Source organism: Escherichia sp. E13S3, from assembly GCF_004212325.1.
Classification (GTDB): Bacteria; Pseudomonadota; Gammaproteobacteria; order Enterobacterales; family Enterobacteriaceae; genus Escherichia.
Genome location: NZ_RHJR01000015.1, coordinates 1 through 14,688, shown reverse-complemented (window position 1 = coordinate 14,688; position 14,688 = coordinate 1). Strand labels below are relative to the sequence as shown.

Sequence of the window (14,688 nt, the reverse complement as noted above, 5' to 3'; positions counted from 1 at the left end):
GATTATTGCGGCACGTTATTTTTACACTGGTTATAAAAGCTGCCATTTGCTGAATGATTAAGCGGGTAATGTGATAACAAACCTTGTCCCCCGCGCATCTGACGTTACTGCAACCGTGCCTTTATGCGCGACAACAATCGATTTCACTATCGCCAGCCCAATGCCGCTACCTTCGCCTTTTCGCTGGCGGGAAGGGTCAACGCGGTAGAAACGGTCAAACAATCTCGGTAAGTGTTCGGGCGCAATGGGCGTACCGGGGTTTTCGACGGTAACTTGCACCTGGTGATCGACCGTCTGGCAGCGCACTACAATTGTCTCTCCGGGGGGCGTATAACGCAGGGCGTTAGAAAGCAGGTTGCTTAACGCCCGACGCAGCATCAGCGGATCGCCCGCAACCTGGCACTCGTTGCCAACAAACCGCAGCTCCACGCCGCGATCTTCCGCTAACGCCTCGAAAAAATCGAACACTTTGCCGACTTCATCCGCCAGGTTGAGCATTTTCTTTTCGGGGATTAACTGGTTGTTATCGGCCTGGGCGAGAAACAGCATATCGCTGACCATTTTCGCCATTCGCGTCAGCTCTTCGAGATTAGAGTAGAGCACATCTTCCAGCTCCTTCTGGCTGCGCGACTGGCTGAGGGCGATTTCCGTTTGCGTAATGAGATTCGTAATCGGCGTGCGAATTTCGTGGGCGATATCCGCTGAGAAATTGGACTGACGAGTAAAAACATCTTCAATACGCTCGATCATATGGTTGAACGACAGTACCAACTGTTCCAGCTCAATCGGCACGGTTTGCGGGTCAAGGCGAACGTCGAGATCTTTCGAGGTGATATTCTGGATTTGACGGCTGACGCTGCGGATCGGCGCGTGACCTTTATGTACCGCCAACAGCACGATAAAGACGATCAGGATGCTGATGATCGATGCGGTCATAATAAGTTTATTCATCAAATCATTTATGTAATGAAGATGAAAATCGATCGAAAGCGCGATGTAGAGCGTATAAATCGGTTTGCCGTCCACCAACGGGCCAACCGGCAAGTTAATCATCCGCCAGTTGCTGTGTTCCATATGCCCGTGACCGTGGCCTGGCATCATAATCGTCGGGCCGGAAAGGAGATACACCTCGCCGCCCTGCGCGTCTTTATCGGGTATGGCGTCACGCGTAAACTCGCGGATATCCGGCGCACCGGGGGAGTGATACACCGTTTTACCATGGCTATCTGCCAGGGAAATCAACACATTGGAATAACCACTGACGATATCTTCCAGCGTCATTAAGCGTCGGGCTTGCGTCTCTTCGGGATGATTAAGAACGCGCTTGAGTGTGGCGCTAATCTCTTTTAAATCATTAATATCCTGCTCGGCAAAATGCACTTTTACTGAGTGGATCATGATCCAGGCAAAGGCGAAAAACGCCGCGATGGTGGCCAGGCTGATAAAAAAGGTCAGGCGTGTTGCCAGCGAAAACGGGCGCTGAAATGGCTTACTGACCATCCGGCACCTCTAGCATGTAACCCACGCCGCGCACGGTCTGAATCAGCTTTGGCTCAAAGTCGTTGTCGATTTTGCCGCGCAGCCGCTTCACCGCCACATCAATGGCGTTGGTATCGCTGTCAAAATTCATGTCCCACACCTGCGAGGCGATAAGCGAACGGGGCAGCACTTCGCCCTGATGGCGAAGGAAAAACTCCAGCAGAGTAAACTCTTTACTGGTCAGAGTGATGCGCGTGCCGCTGCGGGTGACTTTGCGGCTGACGAGATCGACCATCAAATCGGCAACCTGAAACTGACTTTCGATAATGACCGCCGCCCCGCGCCGCAGTAAAGTGCGCACCCGCGCCAGCAGTTCAGCAAAAGCGAACGGTTTCACCAGGTAGTCATCTGCCCCCAGCTCCAGCCCCTTGACGCGATGTTCAATGGTACCAAGTGCGGTAAGCAACAGAATCGGCATCCCTTTATTGGCGGAACGCAACATGCGCACGATATCCCAGCCGTTCACGTCCGGCAGCATAATATCGAGGATTATCAGGTCATAATCACCGGTCATCGCCAGATGGTAGCCATTCAGTCCGTTGTCGGCTAAATCGACCACAAAACCGGCTTCGGTTAACCCTTTGGTCAAGTATTCTCCGGTTTTCTTTTCATCTTCGACAATCAACAGTTTCATATTTCCTCCGCATGTTGCCCGGGCAATTCTAGAGTAGAGGGATCAGATGGCAATCGCTTATTGGCAAAATGACAATTTTGTCATTTTCCTGTCACCGGAAAATCAGAGCTTGGCGAGTAAAGTTGGCGGCATAAAATCACCAGAAATTATGAGCCTATGTCTCCTTGTAAACTTCTGCCATTTTGTGTGGCCCTTGCGCTAACTGGTTGTTCACTGGCACCGAATTATCAGCGTCCGGCAATGCCCGTGCCGCAGCAGTTCTCACTCAACCAGAACGGCCAGGTTAACGCAGCGGATAACTACCAGAACGCGGGCTGGCGCACCTTTTTTGTTGATAATCAGGTGAAGACGCTGATTAGCGAGGCGCTGGTGAATAACCGGGATTTGCGCATGGCGACGCTGAAAGTGCAGGAAGCGCGGGCGCAATATCGTCTGACCGATGCCGACCGCTACCCACAGCTCAATGGCGAGGGCAGCGGCAGCTGGAGCGGCAATCTTAAAGGCGATTCAGCCTCGACGCGGGAGTTCTCAACTGGCCTTAACGCCAGCTTTGATCTCGATTTTTTCGGTCGCTTAAAGAACATGAGTGAAGCCGAGCGCCAAAATTATTTAGCCACTGAGGAAGCTCAGCGCGCGGTGCATATTTTGCTGGTTTCTAATGTCGCGCAAAGCTATTTCAATCAACAACTGGCTTATGCGCAATTGCAAATAGCCGAAGAAACGCTGCGTAATTATCAGCAGTCATATGCGTTTGTCGAAAAACAACTGTTGACCGGTAGCAGCAATGTTCTGGCGCTGGAACAGGCTCGAGGAGTGATAGAAAGTACCCGCAGCGACATCGCTAAACGTCAGGGGGAACTGGCGCAGGCGAATAATGCATTGCAACTGTTATTGGGAAGCTACGGCAAGCTGCCGCAAGCGCAGACAGTAAACAGCGACAGCCTGCAAAGCATTAAATTACCGGCGGGCTTGTCGTCGCAAATCTTATTGCAGCGCCCGGATATTATGGAAGCTGAACACGCGTTAATGGCGGCTAATGCCAATATTGGGGCCGCACGCGCGGCATTTTTCCCGTCTATAAGCCTGACCAGCGGAATATCAACCGCCAGCAGCGATCTGTCGTCATTATTTAACGCCAGCAGCGGGATGTGGAATTTTATTCCCAAAATAGAGATCCCCATTTTTAATGCCGGACGCAACCAGGCCAATCTGGATATCGCCGAAATTCGCCAGCAGCAGTCGGTGGTGAATTATGAACAGAAAATCCAGAACGCCTTTAAAGAAGTGGCAGATGTGCTGGCATTACGTCAAAGCCTGAACGATCAAATTAGCGCCCAGCAGCGTTATCTGGCATCGCTGCAAATTACTTTGCAACGGGCGCGGGCATTATATCAGCACGGCGCGGTAAGTTATCTGGAAGTGCTGGATGCCGAGCGTTCTTTATTTGCAACCCGACAAACTTTACTTGACCTGAATTATGCCCGTCAGGTTAATGAAGTTTCTTTATATACCGCACTTGGTGGCGGTTGGCAGTAGTAATTTTTAACTCCAGGAGAGAATAAATGAAAAAAGCACTGCAAGTCGCAATGTTCAGTCTGTTTACCGTTATTGGCTTTAATGCCCAGGCTAACGAACATCATAATGAAACCATGAGCGAAGCACAACCACAGGTCATTAGCGCCACCGGCGTGGTAAAAGGCATTGATCTGGAAAGCAAAAAAATCACCATCCATCACGATGCTATTGCTGCCGTGAACTGGCCGGAGATGACCATGCGCTTTACCATCACCCCGCAGACGAAAATGAGCGAAATTAAAACCGGCGACAAAGTGGCGTTTAATTTTGTCCAGCAGGGCAGCCTTTCTTTATTACAGGATATTAAAGTCAGCCAGTAACCCAGGTTTAATGAGATGAAAAAAATCGCGCTTATTATCGGCAGCATGATCGCGGGCGGTATTATTTCTGCGGCAGGTTTTACCTGGTTTGCAAAGGCTGAACTGCCCGCAGAAAAAACGTCGACCGCAGAACGTAAAGTCTTATTCTGGTACGACCCGATGTATCCCAATACGCGGTTCGATAAACCAGGTAAATCGCCGTTTATGGATATGGATCTGGTGCCGAAATATGCCGATGAAGAGAGTTCTGCGTCTGGTGTGCGCATTGACCCGACTCAGACGCAGAATCTGGGGGTGAAAACGGCTACCGTCACGCGCGGGCCGCTGACTTTTGCCCAGAGTTTTCCGGCGAATGTCAGTTACAACGAGTATCAGTTTGCCATTGTGCAGGCTCGCGCTGCCGGGTTTATCGATAAGGTTTATCCGCTTACCGTGGGCGATAAAGTGCAAAAGGGCACACCGCTTCTCGACCTGACCATTCCCGACTGGGTGGAAGCGCAGAGTGAGTATTTACTGCTGCGCGAAACCGGCGGTACGGCGACCCAGACTGAAGGCATTCTTGAGCGGCTGCGACTGGCGGGAATGCCGGAGGCGGATATTCGCCGCCTGATCGCCACGCAAAAAATCCAGACTCGCTTTACGCTCAAAGCGCCCATTGATGGCGTGATCACCGCGTTTGATCTGCGCGCGGGAATGAATATCGCCAAAGATAACGTGGTCGCGAAAATTCAGGGTATGGACCCGGTGTGGGTCACTGCTGCGATCCCGGAGTCCATCGCCTGGCTGGTGAAAGATGCCTCGCAGTTTACGCTCACCGTTCCGGCGCGACCTGATAAAACACTCACCATTCGCAAATGGACGCTGTTACCCGGCGTGGATGCCGCGACCCGCACGCTGCAACTGCGTCTGGAAGTCGACAACGCCGACGAGGCGCTAAAACCGGGAATGAACGCCTGGTTGCAACTCAATACTGCCAGCGAACCGATGCTGCTCATTCCGTCACAAGCGCTGATTGATACCGGCAACGAACAGCGGGTGATTACCGTTGATGCTGACGGGCGCTTTGTACCGAAACGCGTTGCTGTTTTCCAGGCATCGCAAGGTGTCACCGCGTTACGCTCTGGTCTGGCGGAAGGTGAAAAGGTGGTTTCCAGCGGCCTGTTCCTGATTGATTCCGAAGCCAATATTTCTGGCGCACTGGAGCGGATGCGCTCTGAAAGTGCTACCCATGCGCATTGAGGGAATAACCAATGATTGAATGGATTATTCGTCGCTCGGTGGCGAACCGTTTTCTGGTACTGATGGGCGCGTTGTTTCTGAGCATCTGGGGCACCTGGACCATCATTAACACGCCAGTGGATGCGTTGCCGGATCTCTCCGATGTACAGGTGATTATTAAAACCAGCTATCCCGGTCAGGCACCGCAAATCGTTGAAAATCAGGTGACTTATCCGCTAACCACCACCATGTTGTCGGTGCCTGGCGCGAAGACTGTGCGCGGTTTCTCGCAGTTTGGCGACTCTTATGTGTATGTCATTTTTGAAGATGGCACCGATCCGTACTGGGCGCGCTCGCGGGTGCTGGAGTACCTCAACCAGGTACAGGGTAAGCTGCCTGCGGGAGTTAGCGCCGAGCTGGGGCCAGATGCCACGGGTGTTGGCTGGATCTATGAATATGCGCTGGTGGATCGCAGCGGTAAGCACGATCTGGCCGATTTACGCTCATTGCAGGACTGGTTTCTCAAATATGAGCTAAAAACCATCCCTGACGTTGCGGAAGTGGCGTCGGTGGGCGGTGTGGTGAAAGAGTATCAGGTGGTTATCGATCCCCAGCGCCTGGCGCAATATGGCATCAGTCTCGCCGAAGTAAAAAGCGCGCTGGATGCTTCAAACCAGGAAGCGGGCGGTTCGTCGATCGAACTGGCGGAAGCGGAATATATGGTGCGCGCCAGCGGCTATCTGCAAACGCTCGACGACTTTAATCACATCGTTTTAAAAGCCAGTGAAAATGGCGTGCCTGTTTATCTGCGTGATGTTGCGAAGGTCCAGGTTGGCCCGGAGATGCGCCGGGGCATTGCCGAACTGAACGGCGAAGGCGAAGTGGCGGGCGGGGTGGTGATCCTGCGTTCCGGCAAAAACGCCCGTGAAGTGATCGCCGCCGTGAAGGACAAACTGGAAACGCTGAAAAGCAGTCTGCCGGAAGGCGTGGAGATAGTGACAACATACGATCGCAGCCAGCTCATTGACCGCGCCATCGACAACCTCAGCGGCAAGTTGCTGGAAGAGTTTATTGTGGTGGCGGTAGTCTGTGCGCTGTTTCTCTGGCATGTGCGCTCGGCGCTGGTGGCGATTATTTCGTTGCCGCTGGGGTTGTGTATTGCTTTTATTGTCATGCACCTTCAGGGACTGAATGCCAATATTATGTCGCTGGGTGGCATTGCGATTGCCGTCGGGGCGATGGTCGATGCCGCTATCGTCATGATCGAGAATGCGCATAAACGGCTGGAAGAGTGGCAGCACCAGCATCCTGACGCCACGCTGGATAATAAAACGCGCTGGCAGGTGATCACCGATGCATCTGTTGAAGTGGGTCCGGCGCTGTTTATCAGTCTGCTGATTATCACGCTGTCGTTTATCCCGATCTTCACCCTGGAAGGGCAGGAAGGTCGTCTGTTTGGCCCGCTGGCGTTCACCAAAACCTATGCGATGGCGGGCGCGGCGCTACTGGCGATCGTAGTGATCCCGATCCTGATGGGCTACTGGATCCGTGGCAAAATTCCGCCGGAAAGCAGTAACCCGCTCAATCGCTTTTTGATTCGTGTTTATCATCCGCTGTTGCTGAAAGTACTGCACTGGCCGAAAACCACGCTGTTGGTGGCAGCGCTTTCGGTGCTGACGGTTCTCTGGCCGCTCAATAAAGTTGGCGGGGAATTTTTACCGCAGATCAATGAAGGCGACTTGTTGTATATGCCATCGACGCTGCCGGGGATTTCCGCAGCAGAGGCGGCGAGCATGCTGCAAAAAACCGACAAGCTAATTATGAGCGTACCGGAAGTGGCGCGGGTATTTGGCAAAACCGGGAAAGCGGAAACCGCCACCGATTCTGCTCCGCTGGAGATGGTAGAAACGACCATCCAGCTTAAGCCACAGGATCAGTGGCGGCCAGGCATGACGATGGACAAAATCATTGAAGAACTGGATAACACCGTGCGTCTGCCGGGGCTGGCGAATCTGTGGGTGCCGCCAATTCGTAACCGTATCGATATGCTCTCAACCGGCATTAAAAGCCCCATCGGCATTAAAGTTTCCGGCACTGTGCTGGCGGATATCGACGCGATGGCAGAGCAAATTGAAGAAGTGGCGCGAACGGTGCCAGGCGTGGCTTCTGCCCTTGCCGAGCGTCTGGAAGGTGGGCGCTATATCAACGTTGAGATTAACCGTGAAAAAGCCGCGCGTTACGGTATGACGGTGGCGGATGTGCAGTTGTTTGTGACTTCTGCGGTGGGCGGGGCGATGGTTGGCGAAACGGTGGAAGGGATTGCCCGTTATCCAATTAATCTGCGTTATCCGCAAAGCTGGCGCGATAGTCCGCAGGCACTGCGCCAGTTGCCGATCCTGACGCCGATGAAGCAGCAAATCACCCTGGCGGACGTGGCCGACGTTAAAGTCTCTACCGGACCGTCGATGCTGAAAACCGAGAATGCGCGCCCGACGAGCTGGATTTATATCGATGCCCGCGATCGTGACATGGTGTCGGTGGTTCACGATCTGCAAAAAGCGATTGCTGAGAAAGTGCAGTTAAAACCGGGCACCAGCGTGGCATTCTCCGGGCAGTTCGAGCTACTGGAGCGCGCCAACCATAAGCTGAAACTCATGGTGCCGATGACGTTGATGATCATCTTCGTGCTGTTGTATCTGGCCTTCCGTCGGGTGGGCGAAGCGTTGCTGATTATCAGCAGCGTACCGTTTGCGCTGGTGGGCGGTATCTGGTTGCTGTGGTGGATGGGTTTTCATCTTTCTGTGGCAACGGGCACCGGTTTTATTGCCCTTGCCGGGGTCGCCGCGGAATTTGGCGTGGTGATGCTGATGTATTTACGTCACGCCATAGAGGCCGAGCCGTCGCTGGATAATCCACAAACATTCAGCGAGCAGAAGCTGGATGAGGCGTTGTATCACGGCGCGGTACTGCGCGTGCGCCCGAAAGCGATGACGGTGGCAGTGATTATCGCCGGTCTGCTGCCGATTCTGTGGGGAACGGGGGCTGGTTCAGAGGTGATGAGCCGGATTGCCGCACCGATGATTGGCGGCATGATCACCGCACCTTTGCTGTCGCTGTTTATTATCCCGGCGGCGTATAAGCTGATGTGGCTGCACCGACATCGGGTACGGAACTAAAAGCAGGATACCCCGTTTAACCGTGTGGATTGTGTCTTGCGACGATGGGCACTAAATGTTAAAAGGTGCCCCTCAACAAAAAAGACACACAGGGGAAAGGCGTGAAAAACGCGTCAACCGTATCGGAAGATACTGCGTCGAATCAAGAGCCGACGCTTCATCGCGGATTACATAACCGTCATATTCAACTGATTGCGCTGGGTGGCGCAATTGGTACTGGTCTGTTTCTTGGCATTGGCCCGGCGATTCAGATGGCGGGTCCGGCTGTATTGCTGGGCTACGGCGTCGCCGGGATCATCGCTTTCCTGATTATGCGCCAGCTCGGCGAGATGGTGGTCGAAGAGCCGGTATCCGGTTCATTTGCCCACTTTGCCTATAAATACTGGGGACCGTTTGCGGGCTTCCTCTCTGGCTGGAACTACTGGGTAATGTTCGTGCTGGTGGGAATGGCAGAGCTGACCGCTGCGGGCATCTATATGCAGTACTGGTTCCCGGATGTTCCAACGTGGATTTGGGCTGCCGCCTTCTTTATTATCATCAACGCCGTTAACCTGGTGAACGTGCGCTTATATGGCGAAACCGAGTTCTGGTTTGCGCTGATTAAAGTGCTGGCGATCATCGGTATGATCGGCTTTGGCCTGTGGCTGCTGTTTTCTGGTCACGGCGGCGAGAAAGCCAGTATCGACAACCTCTGGCGCTACGGTGGTTTTTTTGCCACCGGCTGGAATGGGCTGATTTTGTCGCTGGCGGTAATTATGTTCTCCTTCGGCGGTCTGGAGCTGATTGGGATTACTGCCGCTGAAGCGCGCGATCCGGAAAAAAGCATCCCGAAAGCAGTGAATCAGGTGGTGTATCGCATCCTGCTGTTTTATATCGGTTCACTGGTGGTTTTACTGGCACTCTATCCGTGGGTGGAAGTGAAATCCAACAGTAGCCCGTTTGTGATGATTTTCCATAATCTCGACAGCAACGTGGTGGCTTCTGCGCTGAACTTCGTTATTCTGGTGGCATCATTATCGGTGTACAACAGCGGGGTTTATTCTAACAGCCGGATGCTGTTTGGTCTTTCTGTGCAGGGGAATGCGCCGAAGTTTCTTACCCGTGTTAGCCATCGCGGCGTGCCGATCAACTCGCTGATGCTTTCCGGAGCGATCACTTCGCTGGTGGTGTTAATCAACTATCTGCTGCCGCAAAAAGCGTTTGGTCTGCTGATGGCGCTGGTGGTAGCAACGCTGCTGTTGAACTGGATTATGATCTGTCTGGCGCATCTGCGTTTTCGTGCAGCGATGCGACGTCAGGGGCGTGAAACACAGTTTAAGGCGCTGCTCTATCCGTTCGGCAACTATCTTTGCATCGCCTTCCTCGGCATGATTTTGCTGCTGATGTGCACGATGGATGATATGCGCTTGTCAGCGATTCTGCTGCCGGTATGGATTGTATTCCTGTTTGTGGCGTTTAAAGCGCTGCGTCGGAAAGCGAAATAATAGTGCAGGTTGGATAAGGCATTCACGCTGCATCCGGCAACACGATGACAACAATCTGAAGCCGCTCTCATCCATTCGATGAGAGCGGTTTTTTAATTACTGCTTAAATGCTTCTGCCAGGGAGCGAATATCATTGCTGGTTGGCGACTGATGAAGTCGCAGACCAAACTCTTCGACGATCGCAAATATGTGGTCGAATATATCAGCCTGAATGCTTTCATATTCCAGCCACACCACGGTATTAGTAAACGCGTAGATCTCAAGCGGTAAACCGTTATCGCCCGGAGCTAACTGGCGCACCATTAAGGTCATATCTTTGCGAATCCGCGGATGATTGCGCAGATATTCGTTCAGATAGGCACGAAAGGTTCCAATATTGGTCATTCGGCGCAGGTTTAATACTGACTCCGTAGACCCTTGCAGGCGGTTCCACTCATTAATTTCCTGATGGCGACTGGTTAAATAAGGCTTTAACAAATGCGCTTTATTCAGCCGCTGCATTTCAGTTTCATCAAGAAAACGAATACTGGTGACATCAATACTGATACTGCGCTTAATACGTCGCCCGCCAGATGCCGACATCCCGCTCCAGTTTTTAAAGGAGTCAGAAACCAGAGACCAGGTGGGAATAGTGGTAATGGTATTGTCCCAGTTACGCACTTTGACGGTGGTTAACCCAATATCAATTACTGCACCATCCGCGCCATATTTTGGCATTTCCAGCCAGTCGCCCAGTTTCAGCATATCGTTCGCGGAAAGCTGAATGCCTGCAACCAGACCAAGAATTGGATCTTTAAACACCAACATCAGCACGGCGGCCATCGCGCCAAGACCACTGATCAGAATTGCCGGTGACTGACCAATCAGCAGTGAGATCATCAAAATGCCGACCAGAATCGCGCCGATCAGTTTAATCCCCTGAAATATCCCTTTTAACGGCAACTGCTTTGCCGCCGGGAATTTCTGCGCCAGATTCAAAATAACATCCAGCAACGAGAAGACTGAAAGCAGCGCATACATCATGATCCACAACTGCGCGCAGGTGGTCAGAATATCAGCTGCTTCGGTGCCTTTTTGCAGCCAGAATACCGCCTGAATATTGACGATAATCCCCTGGAGGGTAAAAGCTAAACGGTGGAAGAGTTTATTCTGGGTAATGATTTGCAGCCACAGCCGTGAACTGGCAATGGCGCGTTTTTCGAAGGTACGCAGTACCACCCAGTGCAAAATAATATGCACTACAACGGCGGTCAGAATAATAATACCGAAAATCATCACCATCGAGGTGGTGTGATCAAACTCAATACCCGCTAAATCTTCAACCTGGGATATTAAATCCTGCATAACGTCTCCTTTATACAACAGCGGCCTATGATGACGGCTGAAACAGGGTTATGCAAATCAGGAGAATCTGATGGGAGAATTTCCTGCGAGGGCTGATGGCAAATATAAAATTGCCTGATGCGCTACGCTTATCATGCCTACCTTGAATGAATTGGCACGAACTTGTAGGCAGGATAAGGCACTTTGTCAGCAATCTGAGCCGGGATGGGGTCCCGGCTGTCAGGATAATTACACTTCGGTTAAGGTGATACTTTGCGGCAGACGAGATTTCGGCAGCGTCGCGTTAAAATCTTCAACGCTGTGATGACCTACCGGAACAACCACCAGACTGGTGTAGCCTTTCTCTTTCAAACCAAATTCTGCATCGAGGATGGCGGCGTCAAAACCTTCGATGGGTACCGCGTCCAGACCCAGCGCCGCCACGCCGAGCAGGAAATTACCGACGTTGAGATAAACCTGTTTTGCCATCCACTCTGCATCATCATGCAGATCTTTACGGTGCATATCGGCGAAGAACTTGCGACCTTTATCGTTCGCGGCTTTCGCTTCCGGCGTGGCAAAGCGGCCATCGGCATCTTCCTGGTCAACAACCAGCTTCAGCCAGGCATCGTCCATCGCGGTTTTTGCACAGAACACCACGACGTGTGAGGCATCAAGCATTTTACGCTCGTTGAACACGTAATTACCGGCAGCGGATTTGGCAACACGCGCTTTACCTTCTTCCGTGCTGGCAACAATAAAATGCCACGGCTGGGAGTTGGTGCTGGATGGGCTGTATTGCAGCAGAGTTTTGATCTGCTCGGCCTGTTCCGGGGTAAGTTTTTTGCTGGCATCAAATGCCTTAGTGGAATGACGCTTTAAGGCGACAGAAATGATATCCATAAAGACTCCATGTGTAAGTAATTTTGCGTGCCAGCAGATTACAAGGATCGCAGTAAAATGGTAAGCGAGAAAAATGCGCTATAGATTTCCGTTTTAGCCAGGGCGCAGCCTTTTTTGATCGCGTTTAGCTAAGCCATCAACCACTAAATTCCATGAATCGTTGATCAGATCGCGAAGTAACGCTTCGGTGATTTCTTCGCCGGGATACACCGAAATCCAGTGCTTTTTATTCATGTGATACCCTGGCTTAATGCTTGGGTATATTTGCTGATTTAACAGGGATTTTTGTGGATCGGACTTCAAATTGATAAAGGGAACACCGCGCAGCTCCGACGACAGCATAAAAATCTTGCCGCCAATTTTAAACACATCGAACTCCGGGCCAAAAGGCCAGCAAAGCTCGACAAAGGGTAACTCAAGGGCCAGGCGTTTCGCCGTTTCGTGCAGTGATTGCTTATCCATAAACGTTCCTTTAGGCGAAGGAGAATAAGCAAAGTATGCCGCGAAGTACGGCGATAATCGACGTTTAATCCGTCAGCGAGAACCAGCGTCGCCAGATAAAGCGCAGAACAAAATACTCAATAGCGCCCAGCACTAAAAACCACAGGCAAAACAATAAAGTGTAAAGCTGGCTAAGATCCATCAGATGGAACGTGGTCACCAGTTTTTGTGCCAGCGTCAGCCCCAGTGCGGGGGCGGGCAGCAGCAGGCAAGAGAGGAAAGCCATCAGCAAGATGCCTGCTGCGGTGGTCAAGGTTTCTAAAGGGTGTTTCATAACATTGTTAAATGTAAGTTAAAACACCATTGTCAGGGATATTCTTCTGTAAGGCAATTCCCGACTTAGTCACCGGCCCAGATCTCACAATGCTTTTTCACCAGCCCAATCAGCGAGCCGCCATCGGCGACGAAATCGCGCACCAGCTGCGCTTCATTCAGACCGCTGACGACCTGGCGATGCAGTGCTTCAATTGCGCTCGATGCGCCAATTTTATGTGCAGAAGGGGCGATTTTTTCCAGTAATCGCAAGGTGTCTTCCGTTAGCGGTCGACGATCGCCAGTGTGCGGATCGGTAATGACGCCTTCCAGCCCATAGCGACAGGCCTGGAAACGGTTGAATTTATACAGCAGGTAATCTTTCTCCTGATGTTTAAACGGGCGTTCCGTCAGTAACCAGTGGGCGGTGGCCTGAATTAATCCCGCCATATTTACCGCGTGGCTAAGGGTTAACGGGGTATCCATCACCCGAACCTCCACCGTGCCAAAATGAGGACTGGGGCGAATATCCCAGTGCAGATCTTTAATGCTGTCGATCATCGTGGTGTAACTCAGGCAGCGAAACAGGGCTTCAAATTGTTGCCAGTTACTGACCCACGGCATCGGGCCATTATCGGGAAAGGCGGAAAAAATATTGGGCCGTGAGGAGGCAAAACGCGTATCCGTTCCCTGCATATATGGCGACGCGGCGGAAAGGGCGATGAAGTGTGGCACAAACCGTGACAGGCCGTGCAGCAAATAAATGGCGTCATCGCCACTGGCGCAGCCAACATGGACATGCTGACCAAAAACGGTCGCCTGCTGGATGAGATAGCCAAAGTTTTCCAGCGTTCGTTGATAGCGTTCGTTATCGCATACCTCCTGACGCTGCCATTTCTGAAACGGGTGCGTGCCACCGCCGCAAATTTCCAGATGATGGTCTGCGGCTGCCTGCAATACGACTTTCTGCATCGCTGAAAATTGCCCGGCAGCCTGGTTGATATCACGGCAAACATCCGTCGCCAGCTCCAGCATACTTTCGGTGATATCGTGCTTTACCTCTCCGGCCGTGATCTTATTTTTAACCGCGTCAATCAGTGTTGAAGAGTCCTGGCTTAAGTCATAGCCCGGCGGATTAACCACCTGCATTTCCAGTTCAATACCGAGGGTAAAAGGTTCAGAAACATGAAAATCGGGTAATGGCATAGGTTTCTCTTATGTTGGCGTTTTCATTTCAGTATAGAAGTGGGAGTGGCTGGGCGAGATGCGGAAGTTCTGGAATGTTTCTTTCTTTGGTGATGGTGAACTGATTGTGACTGAAGCAATTTGGCTACTTTTGCAATGTGACCAGTTGCGTCATAGCTGGCTGGCGGCGAAGAATTTTGACGATTGAGGCATGCAGAAAAAAACGGGTTCAGCTTCGGTTGATCAAATGGGGAGTGAGAAGTCCGAAACAGGATTTGCTGTATAAATAAACAGCTATTTTGCTAAGGAAGGGTAAGATAACGGCGGGTGCCTGAAGCTTTCCGGTTTCAGGTTTACTCTGAGGTCTGGAAAGATGAAGCCCCAGGACGATATTTCTATCAACCCTGGGGCTACCTACCCAAACCTGAACAATTTGGATGGTAGTCCCTTCTTCGCATGGAGGCAATATAAACATGCTGACGAAATATGCCCTTGTGGCAGTCATAGTGCTGTGTTTGACGGTGCTGGGATTTACGCTTCTGGTCGGAGACTCACTGTGTGAGTTCACCGTAAAGGAA

15 protein-coding genes are annotated in these 14,688 nt (G+C 51.8%); 7 read left to right on the top strand and 8 right to left on the bottom strand.

Annotated elements, in window-relative coordinates; translation table 11 throughout:
- Positions 1 to 57: 57 nt before the first annotated feature.
- Together cusS and cusR are read right to left on the bottom strand one after the other, a co-directional pair.
- Positions 58 to 1,500: a Cu(+)/Ag(+) sensor histidine kinase CusS gene (gene cusS / locus D9597_RS14740; RefSeq protein WP_130223109.1), complete on the bottom strand. Its 1,443-nt coding sequence runs from the start codon at positions 1,498 to 1,500 to the stop codon at positions 58 to 60.
- Positions 1,490 to 2,173: a copper response regulator transcription factor CusR gene (gene cusR, locus D9597_RS14735; protein ID WP_000770953.1), complete on the bottom strand. Its 684-nt coding sequence runs from the start codon at positions 2,171 to 2,173 to the stop codon at positions 1,490 to 1,492. Before cusR ends, cusS begins: the two co-directional genes overlap by 11 nt.
- Before the next feature lie 156 nt (positions 2,174 to 2,329).
- Here cusR and cusC point away from each other — a divergent pair, with 156 nt between their 5' ends.
- From cusC to pheP, 5 genes are all read left to right on the top strand, one after another.
- Positions 2,330 to 3,709 carry a Cu(+)/Ag(+) efflux RND transporter outer membrane channel CusC gene (cusC, locus tag D9597_RS14730; protein WP_130223107.1) on the top strand — a complete coding sequence of 460 codons (1,380 nt, stop codon included), beginning with the start codon at positions 2,330 to 2,332 and terminating at the stop codon, positions 3,707 to 3,709.
- A 26-nt stretch (positions 3,710 to 3,735) separates the two neighbouring features.
- Complete coding sequence (cusF, locus tag D9597_RS14725; protein ID WP_130223105.1) at positions 3,736 to 4,068, top strand: Cu(+)/Ag(+) efflux RND transporter periplasmic metallochaperone CusF; 333 nt, start codon at positions 3,736 to 3,738, stop codon at positions 4,066 to 4,068.
- 15 nt (positions 4,069 to 4,083) lie between these two features.
- Positions 4,084 to 5,307 (top strand): Cu(+)/Ag(+) efflux RND transporter periplasmic adaptor subunit CusB, encoded by a 1,224-nt coding sequence (cusB, locus tag D9597_RS14720; protein ID WP_130223103.1) that lies wholly within the window; start codon positions 4,084 to 4,086, stop codon positions 5,305 to 5,307.
- A gap of 11 nt (positions 5,308 to 5,318) precedes the next feature.
- Complete coding sequence (gene cusA, locus D9597_RS14715) at positions 5,319 to 8,462, top strand: Cu(+)/Ag(+) efflux RND transporter permease subunit CusA (RefSeq protein WP_130223101.1); 3,144 nt, start codon at positions 5,319 to 5,321, stop codon at positions 8,460 to 8,462.
- A gap of 101 nt (positions 8,463 to 8,563) precedes the next feature.
- Positions 8,564 to 9,946 carry a phenylalanine transporter gene (pheP, locus tag D9597_RS14710; RefSeq protein ID WP_130223099.1) on the top strand — a complete coding sequence of 461 codons (1,383 nt, stop codon included), beginning with the start codon at positions 8,564 to 8,566 and terminating at the stop codon, positions 9,944 to 9,946.
- 96 nt (positions 9,947 to 10,042) lie between these two features.
- On the opposite strand, the gene ybdG is transcribed toward pheP, so the two are convergent.
- The 5 genes from ybdG to D9597_RS14685 all read right to left on the bottom strand — a co-directional run bounded on the left by ybdG (position 10,043) and on the right by D9597_RS14685 (position 14,131).
- Complete coding sequence (gene ybdG, locus D9597_RS14705; protein ID WP_130223097.1) at positions 10,043 to 11,290, bottom strand: mechanosensitive ion channel YbdG; 1,248 nt, start codon at positions 11,288 to 11,290, stop codon at positions 10,043 to 10,045.
- A 228-nt stretch (positions 11,291 to 11,518) separates the two neighbouring features.
- Positions 11,519 to 12,172, bottom strand: coding sequence for an oxygen-insensitive NAD(P)H nitroreductase (gene nfsB, locus D9597_RS14700; RefSeq protein ID WP_130223095.1), 654 nt, complete (start codon positions 12,170 to 12,172; stop codon positions 11,519 to 11,521).
- A 93-nt stretch (positions 12,173 to 12,265) separates the two neighbouring features.
- A complete protein-coding gene (locus tag D9597_RS14695) occupies positions 12,266 to 12,634 on the bottom strand; it encodes an MmcQ/YjbR family DNA-binding protein (RefSeq protein WP_130223093.1) in 369 nt (122 codons plus the stop codon).
- 64 nt (positions 12,635 to 12,698) lie between these two features.
- Positions 12,699 to 12,947, bottom strand: coding sequence for a DUF1158 domain-containing protein (locus tag D9597_RS14690; protein ID WP_130223091.1), 249 nt, complete (start codon positions 12,945 to 12,947; stop codon positions 12,699 to 12,701).
- Between the two features lie 65 nt (positions 12,948 to 13,012).
- Positions 13,013 to 14,131, bottom strand: a complete 1,119-nt coding sequence (locus D9597_RS14685) for a YbdK family carboxylate-amine ligase (protein WP_130223089.1) — start codon at positions 14,129 to 14,131, stop codon at positions 13,013 to 13,015.
- Positions 14,132 to 14,189: 58 nt separating this feature from the next.
- Here D9597_RS14685 and D9597_RS23525 point away from each other — a divergent pair, with 58 nt between their 5' ends.
- A complete protein-coding gene (locus D9597_RS23525; protein ID WP_276319954.1) occupies positions 14,190 to 14,318 on the top strand; it encodes a hypothetical protein in 129 nt (42 codons plus the stop codon).
- 21 nt (positions 14,319 to 14,339) lie between these two features.
- Here the strand turns inward: D9597_RS23525 and D9597_RS23595 are convergent, their stop codons facing one another.
- Entirely contained in the window at positions 14,340 to 14,615 is a 276-nt protein-coding gene (locus tag D9597_RS23595) for a hypothetical protein (protein ID WP_346461562.1), read from the bottom strand.
- Here D9597_RS23595 and hokE point away from each other — a divergent pair.
- The coding region (gene hokE, locus D9597_RS14675; RefSeq protein ID WP_032357372.1) for a type I toxin-antitoxin system toxin HokE at positions 14,584 to 14,688 on the top strand (105 nt) is incomplete at its 3' end. The genes D9597_RS23595 and hokE overlap by 32 nt on opposite strands.